Annotated in this window: 20 protein-coding genes and 1 other RNA gene; all 21 read left to right on the forward strand. The window is 62.3% G+C overall.

Annotation, left to right across the window (positions count from 1 at the left end):
* The coding region (locus ACC569_RS09065) for a dienelactone hydrolase family protein (protein WP_372523192.1) at positions 1 to 622 on the forward strand (622 nt) is incomplete at its 5' end.
* A 5-nt stretch (positions 623 to 627) separates the two neighbouring features.
* A complete protein-coding gene (locus ACC569_RS09070) occupies positions 628 to 1008 on the forward strand; it encodes a hypothetical protein (protein WP_372523193.1) in 381 nt (126 codons plus the stop codon).
* Positions 917 to 1528 (forward strand): putative 2OG-Fe(II) oxygenase, encoded by a 612-nt coding sequence (locus tag ACC569_RS09075; RefSeq protein WP_372523194.1) that lies wholly within the window; start codon positions 917 to 919, stop codon positions 1526 to 1528. The genes ACC569_RS09070 and ACC569_RS09075 overlap by 92 nt, the downstream gene beginning before the upstream one ends.
* Before the next feature lie 91 nt (positions 1529 to 1619).
* Positions 1620 to 1992, forward strand: an RNA gene (gene rnpB / locus ACC569_RS09080) — RNase P RNA component class A.
* Positions 1993 to 2266: 274 nt separating this feature from the next.
* Positions 2267 to 2722, forward strand: coding sequence for a division/cell wall cluster transcriptional repressor MraZ (gene mraZ / locus ACC569_RS09085; protein WP_372523195.1), 456 nt, complete (start codon positions 2267 to 2269; stop codon positions 2720 to 2722).
* Between the two features lie 9 nt (positions 2723 to 2731).
* Positions 2732 to 3679 carry a 16S rRNA (cytosine(1402)-N(4))-methyltransferase RsmH gene (gene rsmH, locus ACC569_RS09090; RefSeq protein ID WP_372523196.1) on the forward strand — a complete coding sequence of 316 codons (948 nt, stop codon included), beginning with the start codon at positions 2732 to 2734 and terminating at the stop codon, positions 3677 to 3679.
* On the forward strand, positions 3672 to 3950 hold the full coding sequence (ftsL, locus tag ACC569_RS09095) for a cell division protein FtsL (protein WP_372523197.1): 279 nt from the start codon (positions 3672 to 3674) through the stop codon (positions 3948 to 3950). The genes rsmH and ftsL overlap by 8 nt, the downstream gene beginning before the upstream one ends.
* Positions 3947 to 5662, forward strand: coding sequence for a peptidoglycan D,D-transpeptidase FtsI family protein (locus tag ACC569_RS09100; protein WP_372523198.1), 1716 nt, complete (start codon positions 3947 to 3949; stop codon positions 5660 to 5662). The genes ftsL and ACC569_RS09100 overlap by 4 nt, the downstream gene beginning before the upstream one ends.
* A complete protein-coding gene (locus ACC569_RS09105; protein ID WP_372523199.1) occupies positions 5659 to 7128 on the forward strand; it encodes a UDP-N-acetylmuramoyl-L-alanyl-D-glutamate--2,6-diaminopimelate ligase in 1470 nt (489 codons plus the stop codon). The genes ACC569_RS09100 and ACC569_RS09105 overlap by 4 nt, the downstream gene beginning before the upstream one ends.
* Positions 7128 to 8498 (forward strand): UDP-N-acetylmuramoyl-tripeptide--D-alanyl-D-alanine ligase, encoded by a 1371-nt coding sequence (gene murF / locus ACC569_RS09110; RefSeq protein WP_372523200.1) that lies wholly within the window; start codon positions 7128 to 7130, stop codon positions 8496 to 8498. The genes ACC569_RS09105 and murF overlap by 1 nt, the downstream gene beginning before the upstream one ends.
* Positions 8499 to 9581: a phospho-N-acetylmuramoyl-pentapeptide-transferase gene (gene mraY / locus ACC569_RS09115; RefSeq protein WP_372523201.1), complete on the forward strand. Its 1083-nt coding sequence runs from the start codon at positions 8499 to 8501 to the stop codon at positions 9579 to 9581. It abuts the gene before it with no gap.
* An 89-nt stretch (positions 9582 to 9670) separates the two neighbouring features.
* Positions 9671 to 11011, forward strand: coding sequence for a UDP-N-acetylmuramoyl-L-alanine--D-glutamate ligase (gene murD / locus ACC569_RS09120; protein WP_372523202.1), 1341 nt, complete (start codon positions 9671 to 9673; stop codon positions 11009 to 11011).
* Positions 11008 to 12171, forward strand: a complete 1164-nt coding sequence (gene ftsW, locus ACC569_RS09125; RefSeq protein ID WP_372523203.1) for a putative lipid II flippase FtsW — start codon at positions 11008 to 11010, stop codon at positions 12169 to 12171. Before murD ends, ftsW begins: the two co-directional genes overlap by 4 nt.
* Positions 12168 to 13241: an undecaprenyldiphospho-muramoylpentapeptide beta-N-acetylglucosaminyltransferase gene (gene murG / locus ACC569_RS09130; RefSeq protein WP_372523204.1), complete on the forward strand. Its 1074-nt coding sequence runs from the start codon at positions 12168 to 12170 to the stop codon at positions 13239 to 13241. The genes ftsW and murG overlap by 4 nt, the downstream gene beginning before the upstream one ends.
* 108 nt (positions 13242 to 13349) lie before the next feature.
* Complete coding sequence (gene murC, locus ACC569_RS09135; protein WP_372523205.1) at positions 13350 to 14753, forward strand: UDP-N-acetylmuramate--L-alanine ligase; 1404 nt, start codon at positions 13350 to 13352, stop codon at positions 14751 to 14753.
* Positions 14753 to 15655 (forward strand): UDP-N-acetylmuramate dehydrogenase, encoded by a 903-nt coding sequence (gene murB, locus ACC569_RS09140; protein ID WP_372523211.1) that lies wholly within the window; start codon positions 14753 to 14755, stop codon positions 15653 to 15655. Before murC ends, murB begins: the two co-directional genes overlap by 1 nt.
* Positions 15652 to 16572, forward strand: a complete 921-nt coding sequence (locus ACC569_RS09145) for a D-alanine--D-alanine ligase (protein ID WP_372523206.1) — start codon at positions 15652 to 15654, stop codon at positions 16570 to 16572. Before murB ends, ACC569_RS09145 begins: the two co-directional genes overlap by 4 nt.
* Complete coding sequence (locus ACC569_RS09150; RefSeq protein ID WP_372523207.1) at positions 16559 to 17437, forward strand: cell division protein FtsQ/DivIB; 879 nt, start codon at positions 16559 to 16561, stop codon at positions 17435 to 17437. The genes ACC569_RS09145 and ACC569_RS09150 overlap by 14 nt, the downstream gene beginning before the upstream one ends.
* 2 nt (positions 17438 to 17439) lie before the next feature.
* Complete coding sequence (gene ftsA, locus ACC569_RS09155) at positions 17440 to 18681, forward strand: cell division protein FtsA (RefSeq protein WP_372523208.1); 1242 nt, start codon at positions 17440 to 17442, stop codon at positions 18679 to 18681.
* Positions 18682 to 18744: 63 nt separating this feature from the next.
* Positions 18745 to 19884: a cell division protein FtsZ gene (gene ftsZ / locus ACC569_RS09160; protein WP_372523209.1), complete on the forward strand. Its 1140-nt coding sequence runs from the start codon at positions 18745 to 18747 to the stop codon at positions 19882 to 19884.
* Positions 19885 to 20300: 416 nt separating this feature from the next.
* Positions 20301 to 20644, forward strand: a 344-nt coding sequence (locus ACC569_RS09165) for a UDP-3-O-acyl-N-acetylglucosamine deacetylase (RefSeq protein ID WP_372523210.1), incomplete at its 3' end; no start/stop codon positions are given.

Consider the following 20644-nt stretch of genomic DNA (forward strand, 5'->3'; position numbering starts at 1 on the left):
GCATGAATGGTGGGGCCATGACCAGCATGCGCGTAATAGCGCCCGCAAGCTTGCCGAGGCCGGTTATGTGGCGCTCGCCCTGGATATGTATGGCGGTGGCAAGCAGGCAGATCATCCGGACAGCGCCGGGAAATTCTCGGGTGAAGTGCGCAAGAACCTGCCGCTCATGAAATCGCGCTTTGAGGCGGGCATGCAACTGCTTCGGAAACAGCCGCAGGTGGATGGCCAGCGGCTGGCGGCGATCGGTTACTGTTTCGGCGGCAGCGTGGTGCTCGAAATGGCGCGCGCGGGCGAGGATCTGCGCGGGGTGGCCAGTTTTCACGGCGGTCTGGCGACCGAGCATCCGGCGCAGTCCGGCAGGACCAAGGCCAGGGTGCTGGTCATGACCGGCGCGGAAGATCCCTTCGTGCCGCCAGAGCAGATCGCGGCCTTCAAAAAGGAAATGGAGGGTGCCAAGGTGAATTACAAGTTCGTGAGCTATCCGGGCGCCAAGCACAGCTTCACCAATCCGGACGCGGATGCCAATGGCACTAAGTTCAATCTGCCATTGAACTATAATGCCACCGCCGATAAAGAATCGTGGCTTGAGTTGCAATCGTTCCTGAAACAGATATTCAAGTAATAACGGTGGCGATCGCACTGGTTTGCTGGAAGTGCGGCGCTTCGGCGGCGGAATTACCTTTGCCGTTAAGCCGCCTGGCGGAATGCCCGAAGTGCCGCGCCTATCTGCACGCCTGCCGTATGTGTCAGTTCTTCGATCCGCGCCTGACCGGCCAATGCCAGGAGGAACGGGCTGAAGAGGTGCGCGACAAGGAACATGCGAATTTCTGCGACTGGTTCAAGCCGCGGCCGAACGCACACCGCCCGCCCGGCGAAGGTAAAACGCAGGTCGCCAAGGCCAAGCTCGATAACCTGTTTGGCGGCGCTCATGCTTCTGACGGCAAGACGGATGCGCCGCGGGACAAACTCAGTAATCTTTTCGCCCCTAACGAAAAATCCCGAAAATAATTTACATCCGGTGCTGTATAAACTCGGTGAGTGCCAGGATTGCGACACATTGAATGCGACTCTGCGCGCACGCATTGAGTTGCTGCCGCAGAGCAATATTGTCCGCCGACATCACTATCTGGGTGAGCGCTATGAAAACCTCTACGTGGCATTCGAATCGATACCGGAAATTCGCGTGATTCTGGATTTGGCGACAGCCCAGGCAGCACATATCTTGAATCGCCCGAAAAAAGATCTGCGCGTGGGTTGGTGGCTCAATATCATGCGTCCCGGCGACATCACGTTTGCGCACACGCATGATGCGGATGACGAGATTCTCTCCGGTGTCTATTACATCGACGTTCCATCCCATTCGGGAAAGCTTGTGCTGATTGACGGTGTACAGCGCGAGGAGGTCCGGCCTCACGCCGGCATGTTTATTTTCTTTGCGCCTGAAATCCTGCATGAAGTCACACGCAATGAATCCGGGCGTCCGCGGATTTCCGTCGGTTTCAATATTGGCCCGGCAAAAGCGCCGTGAAGCAGGCGCACAAGTAGCACGCCGTCTCATTCCTGTTTGCCTGAGCAAAGGTTTTCAGAACTAATCATCGGCGACTGGTATAATAGCGCCTGGAGTTGGCCAGACAGCCGCTGCCCGACCGCGTTCGCGCGGCCGAGTGGAGGAAAGTCCGGGCTCCGCAGGGCAGGGTGCCAGGTAACGCCTGGGCGGCGTGAGCCGATGGAAAGCGCCACAGAAAATACACCGCCTAAGTTGACCTGATTCATTTCAGGGAGACCGGTAAGGGTGAAATGGTGCGGTAAGAGCGCACCGCGCGGGTGGCAACATCCCGTGGCAGGGCAAGCCCCACCCGGAGTAAGGCCAAATAGGGGAACGATAGTGCTGCCCGCACTGTTCCCGGGTAGGCCGCACGAGGCGCTTGGTGACAGGCGTCCCAGATGAATGGCTGTCCACGACAGAACCCGGCTTAACGGCCAACTCCTTTTTTTACTTTAATATAATTCTATAATTTCATGTTTCTTTTGTAGTTTTTGGTTGCGATTTCTCCGACAAATGGTATCGCTTTGGGCTACAAAAGCACCTTGCGATTGATTCACCCCGGTTTGATTCATCTTCCATCCCTAAGCTGCTGACCTGCAAAGAAGAAATCTTGCAGGAATCGCCGTTTTCGCTTGACACCCCGCGGCACGCCTATCTATAGTGTCATTAAGTGGTTAATTGTGGTTTTTTGTGGAATAGAGCGGGAAAAAGCGGGGAAAAATGTTTCGTGGTGTCAATGCGGTGACGCTGGACAGCAAAGGACGCATGGCGATTCCGACGCGCTATCGCGAACAGCTGGCGCGTGTATGCAACGGGCAGATGGTGCTGACCGTCGACCGCGATCATTGCCTGCTGCTGTACCCGCAGCCGGAGTGGGAGGAAATCGAGCGCAAGATCATGAAGCTCTCGAGCTTCAACAAGCAGACACGCAAGCTGCAGCGCCTGCTGGTCGGTCACGCCACTGAATGCGAACTCGATGGTAACGGCCGCATCCTGCTGGCGCCGCCGTTGCGCGAGTTCGCCGGATTGAACAAGGACGTCATGCTGATCGGGCAGGGAAACAAATTAGAAATCTGGGACGACGGCGCGTGGAACGCGCGTCGCGCCGAATGGCTCGAGGACGAAGGCGAGGGCGACGGCAAGCTGCCGCCGGATCTCGAATCGTTCTCGCTCTAGAGAGAACGCGTGAATGAACATCACCACGTTCCGGTACTGTTGGAGGAGGCGTTGCAGGCACTGCAGGTGAAACAAGACGGTGTGTATGTGGATGCCACGTACGGGCGAGGTGGGCACGCGCAGGAAATTTTGAAACGACTGGGGACGCACGGACAGCTGCTGGTGTTCGACCGCGATCCGCAGGCCTGCGAGGATGCGCGCCGCAAGTTCGGAGCCGACGCGCGCGTCAAAATCACCCAAGGGCCTTTTTCACTGTTGGACCGCACGATAGACATCTTGGGCTTGGCTGGAAAAATCAATGGGATTCTTTTCGACCTCGGCGTGTCATCGCCGCAACTTGACGACGCACGCCGCGGATTCAGTTTTCGCGCCGACGGATCCCTCGATATGCGCATGAACCCGCAGGCGGGCGAGTCCGCCGCCGATTGGATCCGGCGCGCGGAAGAAAATGAAATCGCGCGGGTCATCCGTGAGTATGGCGAAGAGCGTTTCGCCAAACGCATTGCGCGCAGCATTGTGATTGAGCGCGAAATCGAACCAATTACGACGACGCGCCGTCTCGTGGAAATTGTCGCGCGCGCGGTACCGTCACGTGAAAAAAACAAGGACCCGGCCACGCGCACGTTTCAGGCCATTCGTATTCACATTAATCGCGAACTTGAGGAACTTCAGGAGGTGCTTCCACAGACGATACGCCTGCTCGCCACTGGTGGACGGCTGGTCGCGATCAGCTTCCATTCGCTCGAGGACCGGATAGTGAAACATTTTCTGCGCGCTGAAGCGAAAGGCGATGACCTGCCGCCCGATTTTCCGGTGCGGCACGATCAGTTCCATCCGAAGTTAAAAACCGTCGGCAAGGTGATTCGGGCCGGTGACGCGGAAGCCAGGCGCAACCCACGCGCCCGCAGCGCCGTATTGCGTGTTGCCGAACGTACGGGGGTGGCAGCCGATGCCTAAGCGACTGCTCGTGTTGCTCGCGGTGGTAATGGTCACCTCGATTGCCGTGGTGCAGACGCGTCATGAAAGTCGTCAACGGTTTTCGGAATTGCAGACGCGACAGGCGGAGCGCGATGCGCTTAATGTCGAGTGGGGCAAGCTGTTGCTCGAGGAGGGTGCCTGGTCGCAACACCGGCGTGTCGAGGCCATGGCGCGGAGCCGTCTCAACATGAACACGCCCGATGCCGCGCATATCCGTGTCGTGCGGGTCACCCGGGATTCCACGCCATGAGCCGCGGCGCCAAAACCCGTCATCCGGTGCGCAACGCCATCGTGCTGCTTTTCTTTCTCGCGGGCATGGCGTTGCTGGCGGCACGCGCGGTGTACCTGCAGGCCCTCAACACCGACTTCCTGCAAAGCCAGGGTAATGCCCGGCATTCGCGTCTCGTCAAGGACAATTCGCATCGTGGCATGATTCTCGACCGCAATGGTTCGCCGCTCGCGGTCAGCACCCCGGTGGATTCGGTGTGGGCTCATCCGCCGACCCTGGCGGAAGAGCGCCGGAAGTGGCCGCGCCTGACGGCACTGCTCGGCATGAGTACGCACGAACTGGCCCAACTCCTGAGTAAGCACGACGGCCGCGAGTTCATGTATCTCAAACGGCATGTGCCGCCGGCGCTCGCCGAACGCGTGATGGCGCTCAAGGTGCCGGGCGTCGCGCTTCAGCGTGAATACCGGCGCTACTACCCGCTTGGTCCCGTCGCCGGTCACGTGATCGGATTCACCAACGTGGACGATCAAGGCCAGGAGGGCATGGAGCTTGCCTTCGATTCCTGGCTACGCGCGGTGCCGGGAGCCAAGCGGCTATTGCGCGATCTGCAGGGCAACGCCGTGGAAGTGGCCGAGAGCGTGGTGCTGCCCAAACCGGGCAAAGACCTGGTGCTTTCCATAGACCGTCGCATCCAGTATTTGGCCTATCGCGAATTGAAGGCGGCGGTCATAGAACATCATGCGCTTGCCGGCAGCGCCATTGTGCTGGATGCGCGTACAGGAGAAGTGCTGGCGCTGGTCAACGAGCCGGATTTCAACCCCAACAACCGCGCCGGGTTGCGTAGCGGCACGTTCCGCAATCGCGCCGTCACCGATCTCTTCGAGCCCGGTTCCACCCTTAAACCGTTCACTGTCGCCTGCGCGCTGGAGAGCGGGAAATTTTTTGCCGGTACTGTGATCGACACCACGCCCGGCTCGCTGCAGATTGGGGACCGCACAATCCGTGATGTGCACAACTACGGTGTGCTCACGGTGGCGGGCGTCATCGAAAAATCGAGTAACGTCGGCGCCTCCAAGATCGCGCTGGCGCTCAACAAGACAAGCCTGTGGGAGATGTTGCGCCACGTGGGCTTCGGTCAGACGACCGGCGCGCGGCTGCCGGGCGAAGTGCCGGGGCTGCTCAACCCGTCGTCGCGCTGGGTGCCGGTCGAGCAGGCGAGCATTTCCTTCGGCTACGGAATTTCCGTCACGCCGCTGCAACTGGCGCGCGCCTATCTGGTGCTGGCCAACGATGGCGAAGCGCTGCCGTTGACACTGTTGCATACGGATAGTCCGGCGCAAGGCGAACGCGTCATGTCCGTGACGACCGCACGCCGTCTGCAATCGATGCTGGAGCTGGCCGTCAGCGACGCGGGGACGGGCAAGGCCGCGCAGGTCGCCGACTATCGCGTGGCCGGCAAGACTGGCACGGTGCGCAAACTCACCGCCAGCGGCTATTCCGAGGAAAAATATATCTCTTGGTTTGCCGGTTTCGCACCGGCGTCTTCGCCGCGCCTGGTGATGGTGGTGGCGGTGGATGAACCGACGCGCGGTGGTTATTACGGCGGTGAGATTGCCGCACCGGTGTTCGGGCGCGTGTTGACGGGCGCATTGCGGCTGCTCGACGTGCCGCCCGACGCGCCACGCCAGTCGCCGCGCCTCATGACCGTAAAAAGCGAGCAGGTGGCCGAATGACCCGGAAAATCCGCCAACTGCGTGAACTGCTCGACGGGATCGCACGCGTGCCGGGCGTGGCGAACCGCGAGGTGCGCGGCCTGCAAACGGACAGTCGACGCGTGCAACCGGGCGATCTGTTTCTGGCCGTGCCGGGCATGGTGATGGACGGACGCGATTACATCGGTGACGCCGTGGCTTCGGGCGCGGCCGCGATCGTGTATGAGACCGGCGATGGCTTTGCGTTGCACGCCGCGCCAGTGCCGGTGTTCGGCGTGTCCGGGTTGCGTCACCAGATCGGCATCATCGCGGAACGATTTTACGGTTCGCCTTCGCGCCGACTGGTCGTGATTGGCGTTACTGGCACCAACGGCAAGACGACTTGTACGCAACTGTTGGCGCAGGCGCTCGATCAGGCGCCCCGGCGATGCGCGGTGATCGGCACGCTGGGTTACGGCTTTCCCGGTGCGCTCAACGCCTCGATGCACACCACGCCCGATGCCATGACGGTGCAGCGCCTGCTGGCGGATTTTGCCGAGCAGGGCGCCGTGCAGGTGGCGATGGAAGTTTCCTCGCACGCGCTCGAACAAGGGCGCGTGAACGGCGTGGCCTTCAGCGTCGCCGTGTTCACCAATCTGACGCGCGATCATCTCGATTACCACGGCGACATGCAGGCCTATGGCAAGGCCAAGTCCGGTCTGTTCGCCACGGAAGGGCTCAAATACGCCGTGATCAATCACGACGATGCCTTCGGCAGGAATCTTCTCGCGAGCCTCGGCCAGAGAATCACGGCGCTGAGCTACGGTCTCGAGGGTGGCAACGTGCGCGCGAGCGAGGTGCGACTGCTGCCGGACGGGTTGTGGTTGCGTGTCACGACGCCCGAGGGTGAAACCGAACTGCGCAGTCCGCTGATCGGCCGCTTCAACGCCAGCAACCTGCTCGCCGTGCTCGCTACTTTGCTGGCGCTGGACATGAAGCTCGACGAGGCCGTGGCGCGACTCTCCGGCGCGCAGGCGCCCGCGGGACGCGTGGAGCGTTTCGGCGGCACGCGCGGCCTGCCGCTGGTGGTGATCGATTACGCGCACACGCCGGATGCGCTGGAAAAAGTCCTGCTGGCCCTGCGCGAGCACGCACGCGGCAAACTCTGGTGCGTCTTCGGCTGCGGCGGAGATCGCGACCGCGGCAAGCGTCCGGTGATGGGTGAGATCGCCGAGCGGCTCGCGGACAGGGTGGTGCTGACCGATGACAACCCGCGACACGAATCGGGTGACGCCATCATCGCCGATATTCTCGGCGGCATGAACGCGGCGCCCCCGGTCATCCGCGAGCGCAAAGCGGCGATCGCCGAGGCCATCCGAAACGCGGGCGAAGGCGACATCGTGCTCATCGCTGGCAAGGGACACGAGGATTATCAGCAGGTGGGCGATACCCGCCTGCCGTACAGCGATCGCGACGCGGTGCAGGAACTTTTAGGAGAGGCTGCGTGATGTCACTTTCGATTCTGGCCGACGTTCTAGATGCCCCGCTCAGCGGACAGGACGTGGTGTTCACGGGGGTGAGCCATGACACGCGCACGCTCGCGCGCGGCGATCTGTACGTCGCGATCAAGGGCGAGCGCTTCGACGGACACAGTTTCCTGGCCGAGGCCATCAATGCGGGCGCGGCGGGCGCGCTGCTCGCGCGCGACATGGACACGCTGCTTCCCTATGTGCGCGTGCCGGATACGCGGTTGGCGCTCGGCAGTCTCAGCGCGTTCTGGCGCGGTCAGTTCAAGCAGATTCCCGTGATCGCCGTCACCGGCAGCAACGGCAAGACCACGGTCAAGGAGATGATCGGCGCGATCCTCGGCGAGACCGGTCCCGGTTGTGTCACGCGCGGCAATCTCAATAATGACATCGGTGTGCCGCTGACGCTGGCGCGACTGCGCGCGGAGCACCGTTATGCCGTGATCGAGATGGGAATGAATCATGCCGGCGAGATCGAATACCTTTCACGCCTGACCCGCCCGACGATCGCGCTGATCAATAACGCCGCCGAGGCGCATCTCGCTGGCGTGGGCACGGTCGGGGACGTGGCGCGCGCCAAGGGTGAGATTTTCACCAGCCTTGCTGCCGACGGCACCGCGGTGCTCAACGCCGACGATGCGTATTTTTTGTTGTGGAAGGGGCTGGCCGGATCGCGCCGGTGCCTGACCTTCGGACTCGATCACCCGGCTGACGTGAGCGCGGAGTACCGGCACACCGACACGGGCAGCGACATCCATCTCAAAACCACCACTCATGGGGACATCGACATGCGCGTGCCACTTTTTGGTCGACACAACGTCATGAACACGCTGGCGGCTACCGGCGCGGCGATCGCCGCCGGTGCTTCGCTCGAGCACGTGAAAACCGGGCTCGAGAAACTGAAAACCGTTTCCGGTCGCCTCGAGGTAAAACGCGGCATCAGCGGCGCGCGCATCATCGATGACACTTACAACGCCAATCCCGCTTCGGTCGCGGCGGGACTCCAGGTGTTGCGGGAATTTTCCGGCGAGCGTGTCCTGGTCCTGGGCGACATGGGCGAACTCGGGCCGGCTGCCGCCGACATCCATTATCGCGTCGGCGAACTCGCCAACCGCATCGGCGTCCAACGTTTGTTCGCCATCGGCGAACTGAGCCGCATCGCCGTGGGCGCCTTCGGCAAGGGCGCGCGTCATTTCGAATCGCACGCGGCGTTGATCGAGGCGCTGCAGGATTGCCTGCACGCGGAAATGACGGTGCTCGTCAAGGGCTCGCGCGTCATGCGCATGGAGCGGATCGTCGCCGGCATCACCAGGAAAACGCCGGACGCTACGGAATCCGGGGAGGACCGCTAAGTGTTGTTCTATCTCTTCGAGCGGCTCGCGCACGAACTTTCGTTCTTCAACGTTTTCCGCTATCTCACGCTGCGCGGGATTCTCGGCGTGTTGACGGCGCTCGCGATCAGCTTCTGGATCGGCCCGGCGGTGATCCGCCGTCTCGGAGTTCGCCAGCTCGGCCAGACGGTGCGCAAGGACGGACCGCAGAGTCACCTGTCCAAGGCCGGCACGCCGACCATGGGTGGAGCGATGATTCTCATCGCCGTATTCATCGCCACGCTGCTGTGGGCGGATCTTTCCAACCGCTTCGTGTGGGCGGTGCTGTTCACCACCGCGGCCTTCGGCGCCATCGGCTGGGTGGACGATTACAAGAAGATCATCAACAAGGATCCGCGCGGTATCGGCGCCAAGGCCAAGTTCTTCTGGCAGACGGTTGCCGGCCTGGGCGCGGCGCTGTTTCTTTACTACACCGCCAAGAGCCCGGCCGAGACTGTGCTCATTGTGCCGGTGTTCAAGAACATCATGATCGACTTGGGTCCGATGTACATCCTGTTCGCGTACTTCGTGATCGTGGGTTCCAGCAACGCCGTGAATCTCACGGACGGTCTCGATGGGCTGGCGATCATGCCGACGGTCATGGTGGCGGGAGCGCTCGGCATCTTCGCTTACGTCATGGGCCACGTAAAATTTTCCGCCTATCTCGGTTTTCCCTATATCGCCGGGGCGGGCGAGGTGCTCGTGTTCTGCGGCGCCATCGTTGGCGCCGGGCTCGGGTTTCTCTGGTTCAACACCTATCCCGCGATGGTGTTCATGGGCGACATCGGTGCGCTGGCGCTGGGCGCGGCGCTCGGCACCATCGCCGTGTCGGTGCGCCAGGAAATCGTGTTGTTCATCATGGGCGGCGTGTTCGTGATGGAGACGGTGTCGGTGATGCTGCAGGTGGCGTCGTTCAAACTCACGGGCAAGCGCATCTTTCGCATGGCGCCGCTGCATCATCATTTCGAACTGAAAGGCTGGCCCGAGCCGCGAGTGATTGTGCGCTTCTGGATCATCTCGCTGATCCTGGTGTTGATCGGGCTGGCGACCCTGAAGATTCGATAGAAATGGGGGTTTTCACCAACTCCCCCTCTCCCACCGTAGCGGGAGAGGGCAAGGGGAGAGGGTAAAGGCAAAACGTGACGGCATTAGCGATGACAAAGACGGAGATAAAACGCGCGCTGGTGGTGGGCCTCGGGCTCACGGGGATGGCCTGCGTGCGTCACCTCGTTGCGCGCGGCTATGACGTCAGCGTGGTGGATACACGCGCAGAACCACCGAAGCTCGATGAACTCAAGCGCGATTTTCCGCGCGTGGCGGTGCATACCGGCGGACTGCCGGCCGCGATCTTCAGCGATCCGGGACTGCTCGTGGTGAGTCCCGGCGTATCGGTCAAGGAACCGGTCATTGCACGCGCCGTCGGCGCCGGGGCGCAAGCCATCGGCGACATAGAGCTGTTTGCGCGCGAGGCGACGGCGCCGGTTATTGCCATTACCGGCGCCAACGGCAAAAGCACGGTGACGGCGCTCACCGGCGAGATGTGCCGGCGCGCGGGGCTCCAGACCGCCGTGGGCGGCAACATCGGCGTGCCGGCGTTGTCGCTGCTCGGCGATCAGGAGCCGGACGTGTATGTGCTGGAGCTCTCGAGCTTCCAACTCGAGACCACTCATAGTCTCAACGCGCGCGCCGCGACGGTGCTCAACATCACGCCGGATCATTTGGACCGCTACCGTGATATCGGCGAATACGCCGAGGCCAAGGCGCGCGTCTTCCGCGGCAACGGGACCATGGTGCTCAATGCCGACGATTCCCGGGTGATGCGTATGCGCCAGTCAGGACGGCGCACGGTCGGTTTCAGTCTGGGATGTCCGGCGGATGCACAGGATTATGGCCTTGATGAGATCCGGGGCGAGACCTGGCTGGTGCACGGCACGCAGCCGCTGATGGCCGCACGCGAAGTGCCGCTCGCCGGCCGGCACAATCTGGCCAACGTTCTGGCCGCGATGGCGTTGGCCGAAACCGCCGGGGTTGTTCCCGAAGACGCCTGCGCCGCGGTACGTGAATTCAAGGGGTTGCGTCATCGCACCGAGCTCGTGGCCGAGCGTCACGGGGTACGCTGGTATGACGATTCGAAAGGCACCAATGTCGGTGCCACCGTCGCGGCCCTGAACGGCATGACGGCGCCGGTGATTCTCATCGCCGGCGGAGACGGCAAGGGCCAGGATTTCAGTGAATTGAAACCGGCGTGTACGCAGCATGCGCGTGCCGTGGTGTTGATCGGGCGCGACGCGCCGCTGATCGAGGCTGCACTCGGCAACGCGGTAACCGCATGCCGCGCCAAAGACATGCACGAGGCCGTGCGCTTCGCCGCCGGTCTCGCGCAACCGGGCGACGTGGTGCTGCTGTCGCCGGCCTGCGCGAGCTTCGACATGTTCCGCAACTACGAGCATCGCGCGGAAGTGTTCCGCGCCGCTGTGCGTGAGGTAGCTAAATGAGCGCCGTGCTGACGGCCGGGACGATGCGTTCCGCCGGCAAGGCGCGCGCGGCGTGGGATCCGTGGCTGCTCGGGTGCACGTTCTTGCTGCTCGCGCTCGGCGTGATCATGGTGTACTCGGCCTCGGTCGCCTACGCCGACCGCGAGATGCACAACAGCATGTACTTTCTGATGCGCCATGCCGCCTACGCGGTACTGGGCTTGCTGTTCATGGCGTTCACCATGCGCACGCGCGTGCGCTGGTGGGAAAAGGCCGGGCCGTTTCTGCTGCTTCTTGGTATTGCCTCGCTCTGCGTGGTGCTGATACCGGGCATCAGCGTGCACATCAATGGCAGCTCGCGCTGGATCAGGCTCGGTATTGTCAATCTGCAGCCGTCGGAGTTCATGAAACTCTTCATGGTGGTGTACGTCGCCGGCTATCTGGTGCGCAAGCAGGAGGCGCTGAAGAATTTCACCCAGGGCATCGTGATGGTGAGCCTCGTTGTCGCGGCGATCGGTATCCTACTGCTGCTGGAGCCGGACATGGGCTCGCTCGTGGTGATCACCATCACGGTGTTTTCCATGCTGTTCCTCGGCGGCGTGCGCTTCTGGCACTTCATGTGCGTGCTCGGTGCCGGCATCGGCAGCATGGTGCTGCTCACCCTCGTCTCGCCTTACCGCATGGCGCGCGCGACGAGTTTCCTTAACCCCTGGGCCGATCCGTACAACACCGGTTTCCAGCTGGTGCAGGCGCTGATCGCTTTCGGCCGCGGCGAGTGGTTCGGCGTGGGGCTGGGCGCCAGCGTCCAGAAACTCTTTTACCTGCCGGCGGCACATACCGATTTCGTGTTCGCGGTGATGGGCGAAGAGCTCGGGCTCATTGCCGTGCTGGGTGTCATGGCGGTTTTCGGCATCATCATTGCGCGTGCCTTTGTCATTGCGCGTCAGGCGGAAGCCACCGGCCAGATCTATGGCGCGCGCCTGGCGCAGGGTCTGGGCCTGCTGCTCGGCAGCCAGGCGATGATCAACATGGGTGTCAACATGGGTCTGTTGCCGACCAAGGGGCTGACGCTTCCATTCGTAAGTTATGGCGGATCGAGCATGATCATGAGCTGCATCGCCATGGGCCTGTTGCTGCTCATCGGCCGCGAGGCGCGTGCCGGCGGCTGGGGGAAATCATGAGTTGCGTGCTGATCATGGCGGGCGGCACCGGCGGACATGTCTTCCCGGGGCTTGCGGTCGCACGCCGGCTCCTGGAGAAACGCGTGCAAGTGGTGTGGCTCGGCACGCACCGCGGCCTCGAAGCGCACGCCGTACCCGCCTCGGGGCTGGCGATCGACATGGAATGGCTGACGATCCAGGGCGTGCGGCGCAAGGGTTGGCGGCGCTGGCTGCTGCTGCCGTTCACTCTTATATATGCCATGGCGCAGGCGTTCCGGGTCCTGCGCCGGCGCAAGCCGGACGTCGTGTTATCCCTGGGCGGATTCGTCGCCGGGCCGGGCGGTTTGATGGCGTGGATCACGCGCACGCCGCTGCTGATTCACGAGCAGAACGCGATTCCCGGCATGACCAACAAGTGGCTCGCGCTGATCGCCGATCAGGTGCTGTGCGGATTCCCCGATGCCTTCGGCAAACATCTGGCCGCGCGCCCGGTGGGCAACCCGGTGCGCGACGAGATCGCCACGCTGCCGCCGCCGGAAGAAAGACTGGCCGCGCGCCAGGGAGGCCTGCGATTGCTTGTCGTGGGCGGCAGCCAAGGCGCAAAAATATTCAACGACACCGTGCCTGAGGCCATCAAGTCGCTGCCCTCCAAGGTACAGCCGGAAATCTGGCATCAATGCGGACGTAACGCCGCGGCGGCGGTGCAGCGCACCTACGGCGATGTGCCCGCCAGGGTGACGGAATTCATCGACAACATGGCCGAGGCCTATGCGTGGGCGGACGTGGTGCTGTGCCGCGCCGGCGCCATGACCATTGCCGAGCTCGCCGCTTCGGGATCGGCGGCGATCCTCGTGCCCTATCTCTACGCGGTGGACGATCACCAAACTGCCAACGCGCGGTTTCTCTCAGAGCGTGAGGCGGCGGTGCTCGTGTTATCACCGGAACTGACACGCGAGCGCCTCGCCGAGCTGCTCACCGGCTTTGCCGCTAATCGCGAGCTGCTGACGAAGATGGCGCGCGCCGCGCGCCATCTGGCTGTGACCGATGCTGCCGAAACCGTGGCCAACATATGTATAGAGGTGGCGACATGAGCAGGGAGCAGGGGCCCCACGTAGTGGGGATGCGACCGGCCGCGAATGGCGCCGGACGCCGACGATATGGAGTGTTGGTTATTCCGCGACTTTGCGGAGGCGTCATTAATGCGTGACCGCGTGAAAAACGTTCACTTTGTCGGCATCGGCGGCGCCGGCATGTGCGGAATCGCCGAAGTGCTGCACAACCTGCAATTCACGGTGTCCGGCTCGGACGTGCGCGAATCGCCGAACACCAAGCGCCTCGTCTCGCTCGGGGCGAAGGTCACCATCGGCCACGATCCGAAGCTCATCAAAGGCGTGGATGTGGTCGTCGTATCCTCGGCCGTGGACGAGACCAACCCTGAAGTTCTCGCGGCGCGCGCGGCCAAGATCCCGGTGATCCCGCGCGCTGAAATGCTGGGCGAGCTGATGCGCCTGCAACGCGGCATCGCGATTGCCGGCACGCACGGCAAGACCACGACCACGAGCCTCGTGGCGAGCTGCCTGGCCGAAGGTGGAATCGACCCAACCTTCGTGATCGGCGGACGCCTTAACAGCGCTGGCACCCACGCGCGTCTCGGTCGCGGACAATATCTGGTGGCCGAGGCCGACGAGAGCGACGCCTCGTTTCTGCACCTCGCGCCGTTCATGGCGGTCGTGACCAACATCGACGCTGATCACATGGCCACCTACGGCGGCGACTTCAACCGCCTAAAGCAGGCGTTCGTGGATTTCCTCCAGCAGTTGCCGTTCTACGGACTGGCGGTGCTGTGTCACGACGATTCGGTGGTGCGCGAGATCGTCCCGCGGGTGCACCGGCCGGTGCTGACCTACGGCACGGCCGCCGAGGCGGATCTGCGCGCGGTCGATGTACGTCAGGAAGGAATCAAAATGCATTTCACCGCCGAGCTGCGCGGCCGCAAGAACTGGCTGACGCTGACACTCAATCTGCCCGGGCGGCATAACGTTCTGAATGCGCTGGCCGCCATCGGCATCGCGCACGAACTGGGCGTCGAAGAGTCTGCCATCGCGCGTGCGCTCGCCGGTTTTGCCGGCATTGGGCGCCGTTTCCAGATCAACGGTCACATGGCGCTGGATGGTGGCGATGTGATCCTGGTGGACGACTACGCGCATCATCCGCGCGAAATCGCGGCGACGGTGGCGGCGGCACGCGCGAGCTGGCCCGAGCGGCGGCTGGTCGTGGTGTTCCAGCCGCACCGTTACACGCGCACGCACGATCTGCTCGACGATTTCAGCACCGTGCTCGCGGACATCGACACACTGTTGGTCACCGAGGTCTATGCCGCCGGCGAGGCGCCGATCAGCGGCGCGGACGGGCGCGCACTGTGTCGCGCCATCCGCGCGCGCGGCAAGACCGAACCGATTTTCCTGGAGGACGTGAACATGCTGCCGCAGGCGCTGACCGACGTGCTGCGCGGCGACGACGTATTGCTCACGATGGGCGCGGGCAGCATCGGCGGTGTTGCCGCCGCGCTTCCGCAGACCCTGCGAACGGGGAGCGGCGGATGATGCCGGCAAAATCGCACACCAGTCTCCGCGGCCAACTGCTCGTGAACGAGCCGATGGCGCGCCATACCAGCTGGCGCGTCGGCGGGCCCGTGGACCGTTTCTACATCCCGGCCGACCTCGATGACCTCGCGGCATTCATGAAATCTCTGCCGCCGCGGGAAGCGATGCATTGGGTGGGTCTGGGAAGCAATTTACTGGTGCGCGACGGTGGCGTGCGCGGCACGGTGATCATGACCAGTGGCGCGCTTAACGCGCTCGAAGTTCTGCGCGACCACGTGGTGCGCGCCGAGGCCGGCGTGGCCAGCGCCAAGGTCGCGCGTTTTTGCGCCGATCGCGGCATGGTCGGAGCGGAATTTCTTGCCGGCATCCCCGGCACTGTGGGCGGTGCGCTGGCCATGAACGCCGGCGCCTTTGGCGGGGAGACGTGGAAGATCATTGCGGCAGTGGAAACGATCGATCGTCACGGTGAAAGGCATACACGCCAGCCCACGGATTATCAAATCGATTATCGCAAGGTCACCGGGCCGCAGAACGAGTGGTTCGTGGCCGCCCATTTCCAGCTCGGCACCGGTGACACGGCGCAGGGCAAGACGCTGATCAAGACCTTGCTCGCCAAACGCGGCTCCACCCAGCCGACGCAGCTGCCGAACGCCGGCTCCGTGTTCAAGAATCCGACGGGGAATTTTGCCGCGCGTCTGATCGAGTCCTGCGGCCTCAAGGGCACTTGCGAGGGTAAGGCCTGCGTGTCAGACCTGCACGCCAATTTCATCGTCAATACCGGCGGCGCGACGGCGGCCGACATCGAGCGGTTAATCCGGCGCGTGCAGGCAGAAGTGGAAAAGCGGCAGGGCATCAGGCTGGAGATCGAAGTGCGGGTGATCGGAGTGGAGCCAAGCTCATGAAGCGCGGGAACTTCGGCAAAGTGGCGGTACTCATGGGTGGACCTTCCGCCGAGCGTGAGGTCTCGCTCAAGAGCGGCAACGCGGTGCTCGCGGCCCTGAAGCGCCAAGACGTGGATGCGCACGGCATCGATGCGGACAGGTCCACATTGCGGCTGCTGGAGGATGGCGGGTTCGATCGTGTGTTTATCGTGCTGCACGGGCGCTGGGGCGAGGATGGCGTCATCCAAGGCGCACTCGAAGTGCTGGACATCCCGTATACCGGCAGCGGCGTGCTCGGGTCGGCGCTGGGCATGGATAAGCTGCGCAGCAAATATCTCTGGTCTGCGGCCGGCATCCCGACACCGGAATACGTCATGCTCGAGCCCGGCATCGATCTCGGCAAGGTCACCGCGAAACTGGGGTTGCCAGTGTTCGTCAAGCCGGTGCGTGAAGGTTCAAGTCTGGGCATCAGCAAGGCCAAGACCGTGGCAGAAATGAAGATGGCTTGGGAAACCGCGGCGAAGTATGACGATCAGGTGATCGCCGAACGCTTCATCGACGGCGCCGAGCTGACCTGCGGAATTCTTGGCAATCAGGCGCTGCCGCTGATCAAGATCGAAACCGACCGCGAGTTCTACGACTACGAGGCGAAATACATCCTCGACACCACGCGTTACCTCTGTCCCTGCGGCCTGCCCGCGGATCGGGAGCGCGCGATCCAGGCCCTGGCGCAACGGGCGTTTGACGCGCTCGGTTGCTCCGGCTGGGGCCGGGTGGACTTCATGCTCGACAAGGCCGGTCAGGCCTACGCACTCGAGGTGAACACGGTGCCGGGAATGACCGATCACAGTCTCGTGCCCAAGGCGGCGAAACAGGCGGGGATGGATTTTGATCAACTGGTGTTGCGCATACTGGAGACCGCGGATGTCAGGCGCTGATTCGACACGGCGAGATTCGGACGAAAGCATAAGCCTGTTCAAGGCCGCGCTGCTGTTGTTCGCACTGCTGTTCTTGTTGCTCGCGCTCGCTTTTGGCACCGACAGGCTGCTGCGCACCGACAACTTCCCGGTGCGCAACGTGCGTTTCGAGGGCGAGTTCAAACATGTCACGCAGCAGGAACTGCAGGCGGCGGTCATGAGTGTCGTGCATGGAAATTTTTTCCTGCTCAATCTCGATGCGGTGAAGGCGCGGGTGGAATCGTTGCCCTGGGTTTACAAGGCCTCGGTGCGTCGCCAGTGGCCGCAGGACGTGTACGTCCGGTTCACGGAACAGCAGCTGGCGGCATATTGGGGTGATGGCGCATATCTCAATCAGGCGGGCGACGTGGTGCGCGTGAAAGCCGACGACCTTCCTGCGGAGTTCCCGCGGCTCGAGGGACCGGAGGGAACCGGCGCGCAGGTGCTCGAACACTACAAAAGTCTCGGCCGCATTCTGGCCGCGGCCGGATTGAAGTTGGAGCGGATCACGCTGACGCCACGACGCACCTGGCGGTTAGTCGTCATGAACGGCGATGGTCAGGGACGTACAAATGTCGCTGAGGGTAAGGGGTTGATCTTCGGGTCCAGGATGCCGGGAGCCACAATGGCGATCGTGCTCGACCGGGAGCAGCCCGAGCGCAAACTCGAACGCTTCGCGCGCGTGTATGTGCAGTCATTTGCGTTGCTGGCGTCTGACATCCGGCAGGTGGACCTGCGCTATGCCAACGGTTTTTCAGTGGAGCAGGCTGGCGGCCAGACCGCCGGTTATCACGACGCGTCCGGTCGTACCAGTATCGGGCGCGCAGGAGTGGCCAACAAGGGGTAACTATGGCGAAACGGGATGATGACAAACTGATCGTGGGTCTCGACATCGGCACTTCCAAAGTGCTGGCGATCGTCGGCGAACTCACGCCGACGGGCGAAGTCGAGATCATCGGCGTGGGGCATCACCCCTCGCGCGGCATGAAAAAGGGGGTGGTGGTGAACATCGAATCCACGGTGCAGTCGATTCAGCGCGCCGTAGAGGAGGCAGAACTCATGGCCGGATGCCAGATCCACTCGGTGTACGCCGGCATCGCGGGTTCGCACATCTCGAGTTTCAACTCGCACGGGATCGTCGCGATCAAGGACAAGGAAGTGGGGCAGGGCGACGTGGAACGCGTGATCGAGGCGGCGCGCGCGCTCGCGATCCCCGCCGACCAGAAGGTGCTGCACATCCTGCCGCAGGAATTCATCATAGACAAGCAGGAGGGCATCCGCGAGCCGATCGGCATGAGCGGCGTGCGCCTCGAGGCCAAGGTGCACATCGTCACCGGTGCGGTGAGCGCGGCGCAGAACATCATCAAGTGCGTCCGTCGTTGCGGACTGGAGGTGGATGACATCATTCTCGAGCAACTGGCCTCAAGCATCTCCACACTGACGGACGACGAAAAGGAGTTGGGCGTGTGCCTGGTGGATATTGGCGGCGGCACGACGGACATCTCCGTGTTTACCGAAGGCGCCATCCGTCACACCGCCGTGATTCCCATCGCCGGCGATCAGGTGACGAACGACATCGCCGTGGCGTTGCGCACGCCGACGCAATACGCCGAGGACATCAAGAAAAAGTACGGTTGCGCTCTTACGCAATTAGCGCATCGCGATGAAACCATCGAAGTGCCGAGCGTCGGTGACCGTCCGCCGCGCAAGCTTTCGCGCCAGACGCTGGCCGAGGTCATCGAGCCGCGCATCGAGGAACTCTACAGTCTTATCCAGGCCGAATTGCGTCGCAGCGGTTTCGAGGACGTGGTTGGCAGCGGGCTCGTGCTCACCGGCGGCAGCGCCAAAATGGAAGGCGTGGTCGATCTGGCGGAAGAGGTGTTTCACATGCCGGTGCGCCTGGGCGTTCCGCAATACGTCGGGGGATTGAAGGGTGTGGTGCAGAACCCGATTTTCTCCACCGGCGTGGGGCTGGTGCTATACGGCGCGCGCTGCCGTGAAGGCAAGCAGTATGTGCAGAATCCGGGCGCATCCGTGGGAGTCAAGGGAGCCTGGAGCAAGATGAAGAGCTGGTTTCAGGGAAATTTTTGATTGGGGGGAACAGGCAGATGGATCGATCAACTGGTTTTAGAAACCTACACTGGAGGCAACACAATGTTTGAACTAATGGATACCTATGGGCAGCAAGCCGTCATCAAGGTTATTGGTGTCGGCGGAGGCGGCGGCAACGCCGTCGATCACATGGTCGCCGCTGACATCGATGGTGTGGAGTTCATTAACGCCAACACGGATTCGCAGGCGCTCAAGAAATCGCAGGCGAAGACCATTCTTCAACTTGGGACCAATCTCACCAAGGGTCTGGGGTGCGGCGCCAATCCCGACATCGGCCGGCAGGCCGCCGTCGAAGATCGCGAGCGCATTGCCGAGGTGCTTTCCGGCGCCGACATGGTGTTCATCACCGCGGGCATGGGTGGCGGCACCGGTACCGGCGCCGCGCCGGTGGTGGCGCAAGTAGCCAAGGATATGGGTATCCTGACGGTGGCCGTGGTGACCAAACCGTTTCCGTTCGAAGGCCGCAAGCGCATGGGTGTGGCGGATCAGGGCATCATGGAACTCGCCCAGTACGTCGATTCCATTATTACGATCCCGAACGAAAAACTGGTGACCGTGCTCGGGAAGGATGCGTCGCTGCTGGATGCCTTCGGCAAGGCGAATCAAGTTTTGCAAAATGCGGTACAGGGCATCGCCGAACTGATCACACGTTCGGGATTAATCAATGTGGACTTCGCCGATGTGCGTACCGTGATGTCGGAGATGGGCATGGCGATGATGGGCGCGGCCACGGCAACGGGTCCGTCACGCGCGCGCGAGGCGGCGATGGCCGCGGTCTCAAGCCCGCTGCTCGAAGATATTAATATCTCCGGTGCGCGCGGTATTCTGGTCAATATCACGGCCGGTCTCGATATGTCGATCGGTGAATTCGAAGAGGTTGGCAATACGATCAAGGAATTTGCCGCGGATGATGCCACCGTGGTGATTGGTACCGTGATCGAGCCGGAGATGCGCGAAGAACTGCGTGTCACCATCGTGGCCACCGGCCTGGGTCAGGAAAAGCTGCGCAGCAAGCAGCCGTACAAGGTGGTCAAAACCGGTACCGGCACCACGGATTACGAGGATCTCGAAACACCCACCGTCATCCGCAACCGGCGTACAGAACGGCCGATGGCTGTGGCATCCGAGGCGGCCATCGAGTATCTGGACATCCCGGCTTTCTTGAGGAAACAGGCCGACTAGCGCCGAGTGCCCGAGATGTAGCGCTTTCGGCGACGGCGGCCAGGCGACTCAATGAACAGCGTCGCTGGTGGCGGTCCGCGGACTCCCTTCGAAAAAGCTTCGCTACGGAAGGGAGTTGCCCTGCACCACGGGTTCAGCGGCTAAGGACGATTTGGAATATACGCGATCCGGGGCCGTTTATCGGGGGTGATGCCCCGATAGCGCCATTGGGGCGGAAAATTGGCTGGACAGAGGTGTGGTTTTATCCTTAAATACGTATAGGGATTGAGTTTTTCTGGACCCCCGGCTTCTGAGAATCATTAAGCAGCATGCATGGTTGCATGCCCCAGTAATATCTTGCGAGTGTGTTTCCTGCCCTGCCGGAGATGCAGTCATTTAGCCGCAATACATTTGATAGGGACAGTTAGAATAACTAGATGATTAAGCAACGAACTCTGAAAAATGTCATCCGCGCCACGGGCGTAGGGCTGCATACAGGCGAAAAGGTCTATCTGACTCTGCGGCCGGCATCATCCGACACTGGAATCATTTTCCGACGCATCGACCTCCCCGAACCGGTGGAAATCCGGGCCTGTCCGGAAAACGTCTCCGATACCCGCCTTTCAACTACACTTGAGTGTAACGGTGCGAGAGTTTCCACGGTGGAGCATCTTATGTCGGCATTCGCCGGACTGGGTATCGATAACGCCTATGTTGACCTGACGGCCGCGGAAGTGCCGATCATGGACGGCAGTGCGGGGCCATTTGTATTCCTGGTCCA

This window comes from Sulfuricaulis sp., assembly GCF_041499725.1.
Taxonomy (GTDB): domain Bacteria; phylum Pseudomonadota; class Gammaproteobacteria; order Acidiferrobacterales; family Sulfurifustaceae; genus Sulfuricaulis.